16 protein-coding genes and 1 pseudogene are annotated in these 13,642 nt (G+C 63.6%); 6 read left to right on the plus strand and 11 right to left on the minus strand.

Features of this window, described 5'->3' with window-relative positions:
• Positions 1-15 precede the first annotated feature (15 nt).
• The 4 genes from ACY693_RS06275 to ACY693_RS06290 all read right to left on the minus strand — a co-directional run bounded on the left by ACY693_RS06275 (position 16) and on the right by ACY693_RS06290 (position 2,085).
• On the minus strand, positions 16-999 hold the full coding sequence (locus ACY693_RS06275; RefSeq protein WP_462320976.1) for a YihY/virulence factor BrkB family protein: 984 nt from the start codon (positions 997-999) through the stop codon (positions 16-18).
• Positions 1,000-1,166: 167 nt separating this feature from the next.
• Entirely contained in the window at positions 1,167-1,571 is a 405-nt protein-coding gene (locus ACY693_RS06280; protein WP_462320977.1) for a DUF1523 family protein, read from the minus strand.
• A 114-nt stretch (positions 1,572-1,685) separates the two neighbouring features.
• On the minus strand, positions 1,686-1,850 hold the full coding sequence (locus ACY693_RS06285) for a DUF1328 domain-containing protein (protein ID WP_462320978.1): 165 nt from the start codon (positions 1,848-1,850) through the stop codon (positions 1,686-1,688).
• A gap of 97 nt (positions 1,851-1,947) precedes the next feature.
• A complete protein-coding gene (locus ACY693_RS06290; protein WP_462320979.1) occupies positions 1,948-2,085 on the minus strand; it encodes a DUF3096 domain-containing protein in 138 nt (45 codons plus the stop codon).
• A gap of 509 nt (positions 2,086-2,594) precedes the next feature.
• On the opposite strand from ACY693_RS06290, the gene pstC reads away from it, so the two are divergent.
• The 4 genes and pseudogenes from pstC to ACY693_RS06310 form a co-directional block, all read left to right on the plus strand.
• Positions 2,595-3,968: a phosphate ABC transporter permease subunit PstC gene (gene pstC / locus ACY693_RS06295; RefSeq protein WP_462320980.1), complete on the plus strand. Its 1,374-nt coding sequence runs from the start codon at positions 2,595-2,597 to the stop codon at positions 3,966-3,968.
• Positions 3,961-5,274: a phosphate ABC transporter permease PstA gene (gene pstA, locus ACY693_RS06300; protein WP_462320981.1), complete on the plus strand. Its 1,314-nt coding sequence runs from the start codon at positions 3,961-3,963 to the stop codon at positions 5,272-5,274. Before pstC ends, pstA begins: the two co-directional genes overlap by 8 nt.
• A 4-nt stretch (positions 5,275-5,278) precedes the next feature.
• A complete protein-coding gene (locus ACY693_RS06305; RefSeq protein WP_462320982.1) occupies positions 5,279-5,428 on the plus strand; it encodes a hypothetical protein in 150 nt (49 codons plus the stop codon).
• A 12-nt stretch (positions 5,429-5,440) separates the two neighbouring features.
• Positions 5,441-6,064, plus strand: a pseudogene (locus tag ACY693_RS06310) (phosphate ABC transporter ATP-binding protein); the annotation flags it as partial.
• Positions 6,065-6,077: 13 nt separating this feature from the next.
• Here the strand turns inward: ACY693_RS06310 and ACY693_RS06315 are convergent.
• Together ACY693_RS06315 and ACY693_RS06320 are read right to left on the minus strand one after the other, a co-directional pair.
• A complete protein-coding gene (locus tag ACY693_RS06315) occupies positions 6,078-6,956 on the minus strand; it encodes a hypothetical protein (RefSeq protein ID WP_462320983.1) in 879 nt (292 codons plus the stop codon).
• Between the two features lie 58 nt (positions 6,957-7,014).
• A complete protein-coding gene (locus tag ACY693_RS06320; protein ID WP_462320984.1) occupies positions 7,015-7,740 on the minus strand; it encodes a BON domain-containing protein in 726 nt (241 codons plus the stop codon).
• Between the two features lie 583 nt (positions 7,741-8,323).
• On the opposite strand from ACY693_RS06320, the gene ACY693_RS06325 reads away from it, so the two are divergent.
• Both ACY693_RS06325 and ACY693_RS06330 read left to right on the plus strand, forming a co-directional pair.
• Complete coding sequence (locus tag ACY693_RS06325) at positions 8,324-8,971, plus strand: hypothetical protein (protein WP_462320985.1); 648 nt, start codon at positions 8,324-8,326, stop codon at positions 8,969-8,971.
• A gap of 102 nt (positions 8,972-9,073) precedes the next feature.
• Positions 9,074-9,535 (plus strand): host attachment protein, encoded by a 462-nt coding sequence (locus ACY693_RS06330; protein ID WP_462320986.1) that lies wholly within the window; start codon positions 9,074-9,076, stop codon positions 9,533-9,535.
• Positions 9,536-9,589: 54 nt separating this feature from the next.
• Here the strand turns inward: ACY693_RS06330 and ACY693_RS06335 are convergent, their stop codons facing one another.
• The 5 genes from ACY693_RS06335 to ACY693_RS06355 all read right to left on the minus strand — a co-directional run.
• On the minus strand, positions 9,590-9,880 hold the full coding sequence (locus tag ACY693_RS06335) for a hypothetical protein (protein ID WP_462320987.1): 291 nt from the start codon (positions 9,878-9,880) through the stop codon (positions 9,590-9,592).
• Between the two features lie 51 nt (positions 9,881-9,931).
• Positions 9,932-10,309, minus strand: a complete 378-nt coding sequence (locus ACY693_RS06340) for a PilZ domain-containing protein (RefSeq protein ID WP_462320988.1) — start codon at positions 10,307-10,309, stop codon at positions 9,932-9,934.
• A gap of 140 nt (positions 10,310-10,449) precedes the next feature.
• Positions 10,450-11,658 (minus strand): glycosyltransferase, encoded by a 1,209-nt coding sequence (locus tag ACY693_RS06345; protein WP_462320989.1) that lies wholly within the window; start codon positions 11,656-11,658, stop codon positions 10,450-10,452.
• Positions 11,640-13,364 (minus strand): MGH1-like glycoside hydrolase domain-containing protein, encoded by a 1,725-nt coding sequence (locus ACY693_RS06350; protein ID WP_462320990.1) that lies wholly within the window; start codon positions 13,362-13,364, stop codon positions 11,640-11,642. The genes ACY693_RS06345 and ACY693_RS06350 overlap by 19 nt, the downstream gene beginning before the upstream one ends.
• 23 nt (positions 13,365-13,387) lie before the next feature.
• A partial coding sequence (locus tag ACY693_RS06355) for an EF-hand domain-containing protein (RefSeq protein WP_462320991.1) occupies positions 13,388-13,642 on the minus strand: 255 nt, incomplete at its 5' end.

Raw genomic sequence — 13,642 nt, forward strand, 5'->3', positions numbered from 1 at the left:
TCCTCATCGGTTCGATCAGCTTCCGGGAAGGTGATCGGCGACCTCGGCACCGCGCTCTCCACGCGGTCTTGCCTGGCCCACGGTGCTGTCGTGACCGGTTTGGCGCTCGGCTTCGGCGTTGATGGAGGCACCGATGATGACCGCCGTCGCCGACAGGTAGAGCCAGAGCAAGAGCACGATCACCGCGCCGAGAGAGCCATAGGTTGCGCTGTAGGACCCGAAATTCGCGACGTAGAACGAGAACAGCCCGGAGGCCGCCAGCCAAAGCACCCCAGCCACCAGCGAACCTGGGGGGAGCCAGCGCCAGCGCGCGGCGCGTCGTGATGGTCCGTAACGGTAGAGTATGCCCAGCGCGAATAGCCCAACCAGGGCCAACAGTGGCCAGCGCAACCAGGCCGCCAGCACTTCCGGAACGGTGCCCAGGCTGACCAGATTGATCACGATCGGCACGGCGACGGTAGCGATGATGGCGACGGCAAGGACCAGCACCAAGAAGATCGTCAGGCCAAAGGCCACCAGGTTCAAGAGGAAGAGGTTCCGCGCCTCTTGCTCGTCGTAGGCGATGTTGAGCGCAATGATGAGGGCTCGGGTGCCACGGGTCGCGCCCCAGAACGACAACAGCAGCGCCCCGGCGAGCCCAAAGCCGAGCGTCTGCTGCCGGCTTTCGGCAGCGCTCTCGAGCCGCGCGGAGATGAGCTGATGCACCTGCGCGGGCAGCAGGCCGCCGAGGGCATCAAACTGACTCTGAATCTGACTGACGTCGAACACCAGGTCATAGGTCGTCACCAGAGCCGCGATGGCCGGGAAGAGGGCGAGCAGACTGTAGAAGCCAACGCCGGCGGCCACGAGCCCGAGATTCTCCTTGATGTAGCGACCCACGACACGGCGCGCGATTTGCCACCAGCCCCGGCCTGGAATGACCAGCGGCGATTCGGCGGCGCGCCCGGGGGTGGGAGGGCTGGCTTCAGTGCCAGCCTCTGCTGTCGTTGCGGATTGCATCGGCGACTCTCCTCATGATCATCGAGTCAGATCCCGGCGCTAGTGCATCGCCGATCCCCCCGCGCAACGGGATCTCGGGGTGGCTGCCGTCGTGAGCTGCGCTGAAGGAGCTGCGCTCAAGGGGATCAGGTTTGCCGAGCATCCATTGCGTCGGCACCCGACTACCTTCAGTGATGCACTGCAGCGTTCTCGGTCGGCGCCTTCCGGCAGTCTTCTGGGGCGTCGATGGAGACGGCATTGGGGAACATGCTCAGCCAGGGGATGCGCAGACCATAGCCGTTGATATGCACTGCCTGCTCCGGGCAGGCCTGGCCGACGCGGCGGGCAATGGACTGCAGCCGGGCGGAGTCGAACTTGAAGTAGGGAGGCGTAAATCCAGCGTCCTCGTTTCTGAAGATCAGCGTATCCGAGGTGCCGGCCTCAACGGTTTCGATGCGGTATTGGACATCACGACCGTCTCCGGTGGCGCCAGTGATCTGTACCTCCCAGGATTTCGGTCCCCAACGGACATAGAGAAAGCCGATGACGACGACGAGGACGATCACAATGCCGAGTTTAACGTTCCTATTCATTCTTTATAGCTCCTGATGCTCTCTTGTTGATCTCAAGAAGGTTGATCTCAAGAAGGCCGAGCGTCGGTGTTATTTGCCGACTGAGGGTGTCGTTGGACGTCGGGCGCCTGCGCCTCAGAGGGTCGGACGCCGGCCACGGAAGAAGAAGATCACCGCTAACACCAATCCGACGACAAACAGTAGCCAGGCGATATTGGTTGCGGCGCCAGCGATGCCAGAGAAGCCGAGAAGGCCGGCGATGATGGCGACGATCAAGAAGATTAATGCCCACTGGAACATGGTTTCCTCGTCGATGGTTGGGCGGCTCGGTGAGCCCGATGTGATAAGCCGTAAGTCGTATATTGAGATTGCCTTCAGTCTGGATTGGGCTTAGAGATCAAACGCCTCCAACCAATCCGAGAATACCGATGACGATCAGATAGATCGCGACGATATAGTTCAGCAATCTGGGCTGAACAAGGATCAGGATTCCGGCGACGAGGGCGAGGATTGGCTGCAACGAAAGCTGAATCATGGTGTTGACTCCATCGTCATTAAGTGAAACCGCGTGCGAGGCGCGGTCGATTTCGAGCTAGCAGCCTTATGGCTTGCAATTAGCAATCCAGGTCGCGAAGCCGCTGATTCTTGGTTGTTATTCCAGGCGAGCTCCCAACTAGGTGGTGCAAAACAACCTTTGTCAGGTTCAAAGCCCCCGATCCGCTCAGTCAATGCGCCGCTGTTCGGTGGTCGATGACGCCGGCTGTCATGCGTTCTTCATTGAACGAAAACAACAACGTAACGGCGCTGTCACCCAGTTGACATCGTGGAGGCTGAATCTGCGCTTTGTGCGATCTCCGGTTCAATTCAGCCAAGACTGGCACGCGGCTCGCAGTCCGAGGCCGGCACTGGACAGTGGGCTGGGGCCAGTGGGCTGGACAGTCGGGGGGCGCGCCGTTCGGCACGTCGACTTCCGTGTTGGGTCGATCCCCGGCTAGGCGCATTCTTCTTCTATTGCATTTTGAGCTGTCGATTCCGCGAGTCCCTATGTCTCCGCAAACCGCACTCCTGATCGCTCTGGGTTTGGCGGTGCTCGGCTTCCTCGCCGGCTATCGCCGCGCTTGGTCTGTCGCCGGCAGCCGCAAGCCGCTGCACTCGCTGCCACGCGATCACGGCCTCTGGGTGCTGCTATGCATGCTGCTTCCGTCGCTGGCTTTTACAGTCTTTGGCTTGGCTGTGGAAGGTCCGCTGATCGACTGGCTGCTGTACCAGGGGCTGCCTGAATCGCTACGCAGCGGCGAGGAGCGCTCGCTGCTGTTGTCTCGCCTAAGCAATATCGCCGCCGATGGTCAGGTCTTCGGGGAGGTGAGTCCTGCGGAGCAGTCCGCGGCCGATCGGCTGCGCGCGCTGCATCGCTGGTCAGACTGGATCATTGGCGGCGGGGCCATCGCCTTGGCCTTCGGTGGCGGACTCTTCGCACTGCCGCGTATCGATGATCGCTTCCGGGCCCGTAACAACGGCGAGCGGATCAGTCTTGGGCTGCGGCTGCTAGCCGCGATCATCGCCATCCTCACCACCATCGGCGTTGTCTTTTCACTCCTGTCGGAGGCACTGCGCTTCTTCGCGACGGTCAACCCGCTGGACTTCCTATTCGGGCTCCGTTGGAGCCCGCAGAGCGCGATCCGAGCCGAGCAGGTCGGGGCCGAGGGTGCGTTTGGCGTGGTGCCGGTGCTGGTTGGCACCCTGTTGATCGCCTCGATCGCGCTCTTGGTCGCGGTTCCGATCGGGCGGCTATCGGCCATCTGGATGGTCGAGCTCGCGCCCTCGCGGCTGCGCTCGGCTGCAAAGCCGGTGATCGAGATCCTGGCGGGTGTGCCAACCGTGGTCTATGGCTTCTTCGCCGCAGTGACCGTTGGGCCGGCAATCAGCGATGCCGGTCAGGCGCTCGGCCTTGAGGTCAGCGCCGAGTCGGCGCTCGCGGCCGGCAGCGTGATGGGGATCATGATCATCCCCTACATGAGCTCGTTGGCCGACGATGTGATCGCTTCGGTGCCGCAGAAGCTGCGCGACGGCGCGATGATGCTTGGCGCGACCAAGGGCGAGACCGTCTTCCGGGTGGTGCTGCCGGCGGCCTTGCCGGGGCTGCTCAGCGCGGTGGTGCTTTCGGCCAGCCGCGCCCTCGGCGAGACCATGATCGTGGTGATGGCCGCCGGGCTGTTCGCCAATCTGACCCTGAATCCGCTGGAGAGCGTCACGACGGTGACGGTGCAGATCACCACGGCACTCACCGGCGATCAGCCGTTCGACAGTCCGACCACGCTGTCGGCCTTCGCACTCGGACTGACCCTGTTCTGTATCACCTTGGCCCTCAATCTGTTCGCGCTCCGCGTGATGGAGCGCTGGCGGGAGCGTTATGACTGAATCCGCATCGAGCAGCACGAACAGCCCGAGCAGCGCCTACCTGTCGGAGCGTTTTAGGCGACGCTTGCGACGCCGGCGTGGACGCGAGGGCTTGCTGAAGGCCGCTGGCATCGCCGCTGTCGTGGTCGCCATCGGTATGCTTTCGGTGCTGTTCTTGAGCATCGTCGTCCAGGGCGACAGCGCCTTCCTGCAGACCCGGATCGCGCTCGAGGTCGACCTCGATCTAGAGACCTTGGGGGTCGACAGCGCCGAGCGGCAGGCGCTTGAGGAGGGCAGCTATCGCTCGTTGGTCCATCAGTCCCTCTACGATCGCTTTGGTCGGCCTGATTCGCGCGCAGCGCGCGATGAGCTCACCGGCATGATCAGCGGGGATGCTATCTACCGGCTGCGCGATCGTGTGCTGAGCAACCCCGAGCTGATCGGGCAAACGCGGCGGATCTGGATGCCCGCGTCGAGCGAGGTGGACCTGATTGCCAAGGGCGTGGTGCCCCGTGATCTGCCCGAGCGCGACCGACTGGTCTCGGACCAGGTGCTGGACTGGATGAGACAGCTGCGCGAGGCCGGGGACCTGAAGACGGTATTCAACACCGATTTCTTTATCCGCACCGACAGCCGTGAGCCTGAGGTGGCCGGTATCCGTGGTGCCATCGTCGGCTCGGCGCTGATGCTCATGGTGACGCTGGTGACGGCCCTGCCGGTGGGACTTGCTGCGGCGATCTATCTGGAGGAATTCGCGCCGAAGAATCGCTGGACCGAGATCATCGACGTGAACATCCGCAATCTGGCCGCGGTGCCGTCCATCCTGTTCGGGCTGCTCGGGCTGGCGGTCTTCGTGCGGCTGTTCGGCATGCCGCGCTCCACGCCACTGGTGGGCGGTCTGGTCCTTGCGCTGCTCGTGCTGCCGACCATCATCATCGCCGCGCGGGCAGCGATCCAGGCGGTGCCGCCGTCATTGCGTGAGGCGGCTGAGCAGCTGGGCGCCTCGCGAATGCAGACCACCTTCCTCACCGTGCTGCCAAACGCGCTGCCAGGCATCCTCACCGGCACCATCATCAGCATGGCCGAGGCGCTCGGCGAGACCGCGCCCCTGCTGATGATCGGCATGGTCGCCTTTATCGCCGAGATGCCCACCGATTTCACTGATCCGGCCGCGCCGCTGCCAGTGCTGATCTATCTCTGGTCGACCAGTCCTGAGCGCGGCTTCTTGGAGAAGACGGCCGCCGCCATTCTGGTCCTGTTGGCCTTTCTGCTCCTGATGAATGCGCTGGCCGTCTGGCTACGGATGCGCACCCAGCAACGAGGTTGATCCTATGTCCGATGCCCCCGCAGAAGCAGCAACCCACGCCAAGATGCAGGCGAGCAGGGTGGACGTCTTCTATGGCGACACGCGCGCGATCCGAGACGTCTCCCTGGATATCAACGAGCGCGAAGTATTGGCGTTGATGGGCCCGTCCGGCTGAGGAAAGAGCACCTTCCTGCGCTGCCTGAACCGAATGAACGATTCGATCGACAATGCTCGGGTCGAGGGGCGGATCACGCTCGACGACCAGGATATCTATGACACAGATGTCGACCCGGTCCAGATCCGGGCGCGGGTCGGGATGGTCGCCCAGGTGCCTAACCCGTTTCCGAAGCCGGTCTTCGACAACGTCGCCTTTGGGCCACGATTGCACGGGCTGCACGACACCCGTGCCGAGCTGACCGAACTGGTCGAGCACAGCCTGAGCCGTGCCGGACTCTGGGAGGAGGTCAAGGATCTGCTGCACCAGCCCGGCACCAGTCTCTCTGGTGGCCAGCAGCAGCGCCTGTGTATCGCGCGCACGATCGCCAACCGCCCCGACGTGCTGCTGATGGACGAGCCGGTCTCCTCGCTCGACCCGAAGTCTGCCGCAGTGATCGAAGACCTGATCCGCGAGCTCGCCGAGCGCTTCGCGATCGTGCTGGTCACCCACAGCATGGAGCAGGCCAAACGCATTGCTGACCGCACGGCCTTCTTCTATCTCGGAGACTTGGTCGAGGTCGCCGAGACCCATGCGCTATTCGAGAATCCGCAGAAGGAGCGCACCCAGCGTTATCTCAGCGGCCTGTTTGGCTAAGCCCCTTGGCCTGTCACCCCGAGATTGAGCGCCTGCGTCCTGCAACAAGTCGGTAGGCGCCGCTCGCTGCCATGGCTGCCCAGAGTGGCAGCAGTGCGATCAGTCCTGCATCGCCGTGCCCGAGGGTAACGCCTATTGCGCTCAGCAGCGCGAGGAGCTGTCCGGCGCGGACGCGGCGCGGAGACAACGGCTCGCCCGTATCGTCGCCAACGCTTTGCACCTGACCTGCCGCTCGGATCGTGATCGCGAATAGCGCGCTCAGGATCAGTGCTGCGAGCAGCGGAGCCGGGGCCAGCATGGATGCCAGTGCTGGACTTCCTCCGAGGTCGGAGTGCGGCTCGCCGACTGCGATGAGCAGGCCGCCCAAGGCAGCTGCTGCACCGGTGAGGATGAGGCGGCGGCGATTCGCAGGGCCGAGCAACCCGTCGATCAGCAAGGCGGCGACGGCGGCCGCCAGATAGACCGGGCTGCTTTGATAGCCGAGCCAAAGCCCTAGTGCTAGCAAGCCAAGGGTATCCGGCAGGGTTGCCGCGACACCGGTGCTACGGTTGAGCACCCGCACCGCGAGCAGGACCAGGAAGAGCGCCGCGAGATCGGGCAAGGGCAGCCAGCCGATCTCAGCCGCGGCAAGGGCTGGAAGCGTGAATCCCGCGGCGACGAAGGCGGCCAGCTCGGCGTCTGGGTCGAGCTCCCTCGCCAGAGCCCAGGCCAGGAAGAAGCTGAGACCAGCCAAGGCCGACCAAACCGTCGCCGTCAGCAAGCCCTGGCCGAGGAGGACGCGTCCGAGGGCGCCGGCGACGAGTACCCCGAGGGTCAGCATGCCGATCCAGCGATTGGTTGGATCGTCCAGCTCGAGCGGGCGGGCGATCCCAGAGATTTGGCGCAGTGTCATCTTGAGTGTTCGCGTTGGGTGAAGAGCGCCGTGTCGTCTGCCCGGCGCATTCTTCTGCTCACGTAAGCTCGCCCGAGATCTCGAGCTGGTTGTCAACGGCGCGGACATGGGGCGCGAACCAGCACAGCGATTCGGCGAGCTGTCGTTTCTTATCATCGCTCGCGGTGCCGCAGAGGGTTGCTTCCCCGAGCCTGACCTCGACATGGATCGGTTGATCGGCAAGACGCGGATGCTCGCGCATCAGCGTCGTTGCCGCCTCGGCGACGGCTTCGTCTGGGTTCTCACGCAGCGGTTCATAGCTGATCAGGTTGTGAACATCACGGCAGGCACCCGTCTCCCAAGCCACGCCTTCCGCCAACGCGGCGTAGGACATCTCAGGCACCCATCCGCCCAAGTGAACGATACCGTCGCTCACGATGACCCCAATCCAGGGCTGCGAGCGCGCCGGCGGTCGGTCGCCAGACTCGATCACGCGGACCTGAGCCAAAGGAGGCTCATCGCGTAAGGTCTCGCGTAGCTCGGCGGCGAGGGCGTCATCCGATTCACGGATCGCGGGCTCGAGCGAGACGTCATCCTCAACCTCCGCTGTTGCCAAGGCCTCGCGCGCAAGCCGAGCGGCTTTGCGGCGTGCAGCGATGGACGGGACCTCGCCCACCACCCGCCACTGGCAGGCCGGCTCGGTTTCTTGGGGGATGAGATGCAGACGGTCGGCCAGCTCGCCGATGTCGGGGTCGTCTCGCCAGGCCTTGCGCACGGATTCGAGCTGTTCGCTCTGTTGGGTCATAAAAGATCGCCTCGGTGTCGTTGCAAGCGGTCGTCATGGGTTGACGCTCCGACTCAAGTGGTCCCGTTCAATAAGCACGGCGCATACCGGAATCGAGACCGCCCTTGCCTGCACTTGACTGCAGCGGACGGCGAGGACCTTTGAGACATAGCCCTCAGGCCATCTCCCTGGTGAGCGGGGCAAATCGACCGCGATCGGGTGAAATCGCAACCTGCACCTAGGTCTTGGCATCGCGGGTGAGTGGGCACTGCTATCGTGGCTCTGACCGCTGAGAACGCCGGCGCGCAGCTGACGCCGCGGTCTGGGCCCGTGCTTGGCGCTCGGCATTGGCGCTCGGGCTTGGAGCCCGCGCCGGTCGCTTGAGTCGGCGGCTTGGGTTGCGGCTTAGCCATCGACCATGACGAGCGCGTGCGATCACTTGGCATCGCGATTGCTCAGACTTGTGGTCGAGAGGCTGACCCCGCGTCGGCTGCTCAAGACCGAGTTACGAGTGAGTTAGCTGCGGCGGTAGCTGCCCTGGTAGCTGCATCGTACGTGCTAACTGACTTGACGATATTCCTCGTTTCAACCAATGGAGGTTCTTATGCGATTCGACACCAAGATGATGGCGAGCTCGGCACTGGCTCTGGCGCTGACAGGCGCGACGGCGGTCTGGGCTGAAGACCCGATGACTGAGCCCGATGACAGCTGGATCAGCGTTAGCGGCACCGTCGAGAGCGTGACCAACGACGCTTTCGTGCTGGACTACGGTGAAGGGGTCATGACCGTCGAAATGGACGACGGCGATCGCGACGCCGACGGCTACAAGCTGGTCAGTGGCGATAAGGTCACCGTTAACGGCCGCATTGACGACAATCTGTTCGAGGCGCGGACGCTCGAGGCCAGCAGTGTCTATGTGGAAAACATCGACACCTACTTCTACGCCTCGGCCGTCGATGAGGAAGATATTGATAATGTCATCGTCACCGTCTCGACACCGGTGGTGATTTCGGCGACAACCGTTCAGGGGACTGTGACCGAGGTCAGCGCTGAGGAATTCGTCGTCGATACCGGTTTGCGTCAGGTGCGCGTCGAGGTCGAGGAGATGGCCTACAACCCGCTCGACGACCAGGGCTACCAGAAGATCGAGGTCGGTGACCGTGTGAGCGTGACCGGTCAGATCGATGACGATCTCTTCGAGGGACGCGAGCTGGTCGCTGATTCAGTGGTCACGCTGTCGAGCAGCAGCTGATCGATGCCGGCTGCTTCGCTTGGCCACTAAGCCGAGCGACGAGAACAAGATAGGCCCGCGCTCGACGCCCGTTGAGCGCGGGCTCTGATGTGGAGGTCTGTCATGCCCAATTCGAAACTCTGGTTGATCGTCGCCGATGAAGGGCGTACCGCGCTCTACGCGGCCGAGAGCCCGACTGGCCCACTCACCGAGCTACGCGATTTCATCGGCCCGGAGAACCGTCTCCTGGATCAGGATCTGGTCACCGACCGCCCAGGTCGGGCGTTCGACTCGGGTGGGGAAGGGCGCCATGCGCTTGAGCCGAGCACGCAGCCGGGTGAGGTCGAGGCCCAACGCTTTGCCAAATGGATCGCCGAGGCCCTGGACCAGGCGCGCACTGAGCAGCGCTTCGAGATGCTCGGGCTGGTGGCGCCGCCTGCCTTCCTCGGTCTGCTGCGCAAGAGTTTGTCGGATGAGACGGCTCGCCAGGTCGTGCTCGAGATCGACAAGGATCTGACTCGCTATGATGCCGAGGGTGTCCGAGCCCATCTGCCGCAACGACTGTTCGAGACACCGCTCACCTAATCCTCAACCCGCGTCGGCCGTCGGCCAGCGCGGGTTGATCTCGATGGCTAAGGATCAGTCAGTCGCGGACTCGATGCGGTCGCCGGTCTCTTCGATCGCTTCCTGGGTCTGCTCGGCTGCCTGGCGGGCGGCCTCTTGTGTCTCCTCAGCCGCTTCTGCTGCAGTCTCCTGCGTCGCTTCCACCGTCTCTTCAACGGTCTCGCCGGCTTGCTCGCTGATCTCTTGCTCGCTGGTCTCTTGTTCGCTGATCTCAGGGCTCGGCTCAGACTGCCGATCGCAGCTCCAAAGCAAGGTCGCCGATGTGGCAATGGCAATCAGCGTCAAGGTGGGGGTGTGGGTCTTCATGCAATGATCTCCATGCGTGGTGATGAGTGAAAAGGGAACTGCTCTGATCTGTTATGGATTCAGGCTGGTGGTTGTTTCGCGCCACTCAGGGTGCTTTAGGCCCGACGGTTGACTCGAGTCGTCTACAGGCTTGGCGTTGAGCAGACGCTCGATCTCGGCACTGGAGGTCTTATCCAGTGCTCCGAGCATCAGGCCCACCAGACGGTTACCCGAATGAACCACCGTCACTGGCAAGTGCAGATAACGGTTGTCACCGGTTTGCAGCCTCAGGGTTCCGGACTTTGCCTTCGGACAACCTTTTTGAGCTCGCATCAGCACCCCAGAGCGACTCAGGTTGAACGCCGTTCCATCAAGGCCCTGGCCGTTGTCGAAGATCAGGCTCGCGGGTAGATCGGTGACGATACAGTGGTTGAATGCTGGCTGATGCATTGAAGCTCCTGTGACGGTTGTGCGGCATTCGCACCATAGCCGGTTTGCACAAATACTATTAGCAACGCTTGTGCCAGCGCGCTTCAGCAACGCTTGTGCGATGACGCGGCGTCTTTGAGCCCCTGCCGCCAGGGCGTGGATCAGGCCCCAGCGTGGCGATAGATCGCGAACAGGCGGCGGAAGGTCGAATCCCAGCCATAGCCGGACTCGAGCACGTGCCGGCGTGCCGCCGCCCCGAGCCGGTGGCGCTGGGCGGCGACGGTGATGATATTGCTCGCCATCGCCTCAGCGTCGCCGACAGGACCCAGCCTTCCGCGATCCGGCGCCACACGTTCGCACAATGCGCCGGCATCGACGCCGACGACCGGCAGACCCGAGGCCTGTGCCTCGACCACGGCCAGGCCGAAGGTCTCATAGGCGCCTGCTGTGACATAGACATCGGCTGAGGCCATGATCTGGGCATAGGCAGCGCGGTCGCGCTCGTAGTGCAGCACACGCAAGCGGGGTCGCTGCTGGGCGCGTGCCTCGAGCGCTTCGCGCAGCGGGCCTTCGCCCATCAGGATCAAGGGAAATCGTGCCTGCTCGGGCAGCCTCTCGAAGGCATCCACGAGCAAGGTGACCGCCTTCTCGCTATCGAGCCTGCCGCAATAGAGCAACAGCACCTCGTCGTCGCCAATGCCTTGCTGCTGTCGCCAATCGACGCTGCGTTGCTCCGGAGAGAACCGGGAGAGGTCGACGCCAAGCGGAACCACCTCGGTGCCGCTGACCCCATACTCGGCGATGCGTGCGGCCTGTGCCGCTGTCGCCGCAAAGGTCAGATCGCACCGGCCGAAGATCTGCCCGAAGCTCGCCTCGGCGCCACTCTCGGCAACCTCAGTGACCCGGTTTCCCCAGGCCGCAAGGGTCTCACTGATCTCTTCGACACCATCGACCAGGAAACGCCTCAGGGGCGCACCGACATAGGCGTGGGCGATGTCGGTGTGGAAGTAGGCGGAGACCAGGCAGCGCTTGGCCTGCTGGTGGCATTCATCCCGGTAGCGAAAAGCGGCCCAGGGCTCAACAAAGAAGCTGCCGAGCTCGACGATATCCGGAGCGCTTTGCTCCAACGCGTGGCGAACCTTGTCCGGCCGCCAGAAGAAGCGGTAGGGCTTGCAGCCGGGGATCAGCGGACTGTTGATCTCGATGGTGCGCAGCCGGCCGGTCTGCGATGAGCGGTCATGCTCGCCGGGGATGATCAGTACATGCTCGTCATCGCTGTTCTCAGCGATCCAGCGGCGCTTCTGGTCGATGTAGGTGCGGATGCCACCGCTGGTTTCGGTATAGGCGAGTGTTAGGTCGCAGTAGCGCATGGCTGTGCCTTCTGCAGTAGCCTGTCGAGCAAGACGCGCTCGGCGAATCCCGTATGAAACCGCGCGACGCTGCCTTGATGGCAGACCGATCCCTCGAAGCGGTCGTGATCCCGCATCCGCAGCTGCAGCTGGACGCGGTTGGAAGACAAGCCGGTTGAGCCGAGCCGCTGCGTTCGGCGAGGGCCTGGGTCCAATGCGGTCGGCGGGGAGCCAAAGATGGGCAAATCGATCTCGATGTGCATCCCGCGGCAGGTGCGGGGCAAACGCGGGCAGAGGCTCCAGCGGGCTGGTCCGAGCTCGAGGCCAAGCAGCACCTCCAGCAACAGATTGTTGACCAGGCCCGACCATCCGACGAACTCGCGCTGCGGGCCGCGGCCGAGGGTCAGGGCCTTCCACCAGTTGCCATCCTTCCGGCGCAGCGCTTGGGTATGCAGGGCATCGGGATCATAGAACTCGTAGATGCGCCGTTCCCGCTCGAAGACGCCGTAGACCCCCTGACAGAGCCGAAACGCAATCTCGCCCGCTTCGCGTTGTCGATCGTAGCGCAAGAGCCCTTGCACGACGGCATAGGCGGTGTTGATCCAGACCGGGCCGCGCCACATGTCCTTCTCGAAGCTCGGCTCCTTGCGGGCGACCGAGGGCAGCGGGATCTGGGTTCCGAAGTGCGATGGATCGCTCAGATGTTGAGCCAGGCGGGCGGCGCGTCTCTGATCCGGAACCCCGGCCCACAGGGGCATCAGCGACGCGATGGTGCTGATCCGAATCGGATGGCCGGCTTCGGCTCGGTCTAGATAGAGACCGGCTTGCTCATCCCACAAGAGCTGGTTGATCCGCCTGCGCAATGTCGCCGCCTTGGCAGCGAAGGCGCTGGCTTCCTGCTCCTGTGCGAGACGTCGAGCCATCTGAGCCAGGGTCTCTAGCTGGACCACGACGTAGCTGCTGAAATCGGCCGCGGCGATCCTGCGGGTATCTCGGAGTCGGCTTTCGTCGGTATTGCTGAAGCGGGGTGCGTTCTCGACGCCGGACTCGTAGGGATGGGCCCAAGCATAAAGACCATTATCGAGCTGTCGGTTCGACTCGAGCCAGGCCTGGTAGCGGTGCAAAGGGACATAGACGTCGACGAGCAGAGCCCGGGCTTGCCTCTGTGGCAGGGCATCGAGGATGCCGAGGACCGACCAAGCGATCAGCGGCGGTTGGGTATAGCGCGACTGATGGAATTCGGTCACCACATGCTGGAGTCTGTCGCCATCACGGAGATCGATCACCGCGCGCAGGACATCGGCCCCAACGCCGGCGTCCCACCAGCGCCAGACCTGGGCGATGAATGCCGAGTCCCAGAGGTAGACGCCGCGAAAGGCTGGGCCCGGAATCGCGTGGCGTGTTGGTGAGAGCAGGTCGGCCTGTTGCAGGTTCGCGAACAGGAGCGCGTAAACCTCGGCAAAGCCGCGCTCGAAGGCAGTGGCTTGGGCATGACCAGCAATGCGCAGATGCGGCGGCGACACCTCGACCCCTTTGCGACTCAGCACCTCGAGTGGCAGCTCGATCGGCAGCAGCCCCGAGCGTCCGGCCGAGATGCGCGACCAGATCAACAGATGCCACAGGTAATGCAGTCCCCGCGTGCCGCGGCCGGCGAATGCGGCGACGCGGCCTGTGCTCGTGCGAGCTTGACCCAGCAGGCGACGCAGAAGCGGGATCAGAGCGGCCATTGAGTCGCTCGCCCGTCTGGGCCTTAGACGCCCTTACCGCCAGCACGCTGCGCTGGGGTCTTCATCTCAGCCTGGAATTCATCGGGACTGAGCAGGCCATTGTCGTCACGGTCGAGGTCGCTGAAGCGGTCTTGAAGACGGGGCAGAGCGGTGGCCTCGTCGGGTGCAAGGGCACCATCGCCGTTGCGATCAAGCGCCCCATAGCAGGCCATGGTTGCGGACATTCCAGGCACTTCGCCGCGCTTGAATTGGCAGTCAGCGGGTGGGTTGGTGCCCGC

It is taken from the genome of Halochromatium sp., assembly GCF_054919635.1.

Coding starts and splice junctions, on each gene's coding strand:
- ACY693_RS06275 (WP_462320976.1), bottom strand. CDS start 999: ATGCAATCCGCAACGACAGCAGAGGCTGGCACTGAAGCCAGCCCTCCC.
- ACY693_RS06280 (WP_462320977.1), bottom strand. CDS start 1,571: ATGAATAGGAACGTTAAACTCGGCATTGTGATCGTCCTCGTCGTCGTC.
- ACY693_RS06285 (WP_462320978.1), bottom strand. CDS start 1,850: ATGTTCCAGTGGGCATTAATCTTCTTGATCGTCGCCATCATCGCCGGC.
- ACY693_RS06290 (WP_462320979.1), bottom strand. CDS start 2,085: ATGATTCAGCTTTCGTTGCAGCCAATCCTCGCCCTCGTCGCCGGAATC.
- pstC (WP_462320980.1), top strand. CDS start 2,595: ATGTCTCCGCAAACCGCACTCCTGATCGCTCTGGGTTTGGCGGTGCTC.
- pstA (WP_462320981.1), top strand. CDS start 3,961: ATGACTGAATCCGCATCGAGCAGCACGAACAGCCCGAGCAGCGCCTAC.
- ACY693_RS06305 (WP_462320982.1), top strand. CDS start 5,279: ATGTCCGATGCCCCCGCAGAAGCAGCAACCCACGCCAAGATGCAGGCG.
- ACY693_RS06315 (WP_462320983.1), bottom strand. CDS start 6,956: ATGACACTGCGCCAAATCTCTGGGATCGCCCGCCCGCTCGAGCTGGAC.
- ACY693_RS06320 (WP_462320984.1), bottom strand. CDS start 7,740: ATGACCCAACAGAGCGAACAGCTCGAATCCGTGCGCAAGGCCTGGCGA.
- ACY693_RS06325 (WP_462320985.1), top strand. CDS start 8,324: ATGCGATTCGACACCAAGATGATGGCGAGCTCGGCACTGGCTCTGGCG.
- ACY693_RS06330 (WP_462320986.1), top strand. CDS start 9,074: ATGCCCAATTCGAAACTCTGGTTGATCGTCGCCGATGAAGGGCGTACC.
- ACY693_RS06335 (WP_462320987.1), bottom strand. CDS start 9,880: ATGAAGACCCACACCCCCACCTTGACGCTGATTGCCATTGCCACATCG.
- ACY693_RS06340 (WP_462320988.1), bottom strand. CDS start 10,309: ATGCATCAGCCAGCATTCAACCACTGTATCGTCACCGATCTACCCGCG.
- ACY693_RS06345 (WP_462320989.1), bottom strand. CDS start 11,658: ATGCGCTACTGCGACCTAACACTCGCCTATACCGAAACCAGCGGTGGC.
- ACY693_RS06350 (WP_462320990.1), bottom strand. CDS start 13,364: ATGGCCGCTCTGATCCCGCTTCTGCGTCGCCTGCTGGGTCAAGCTCGC.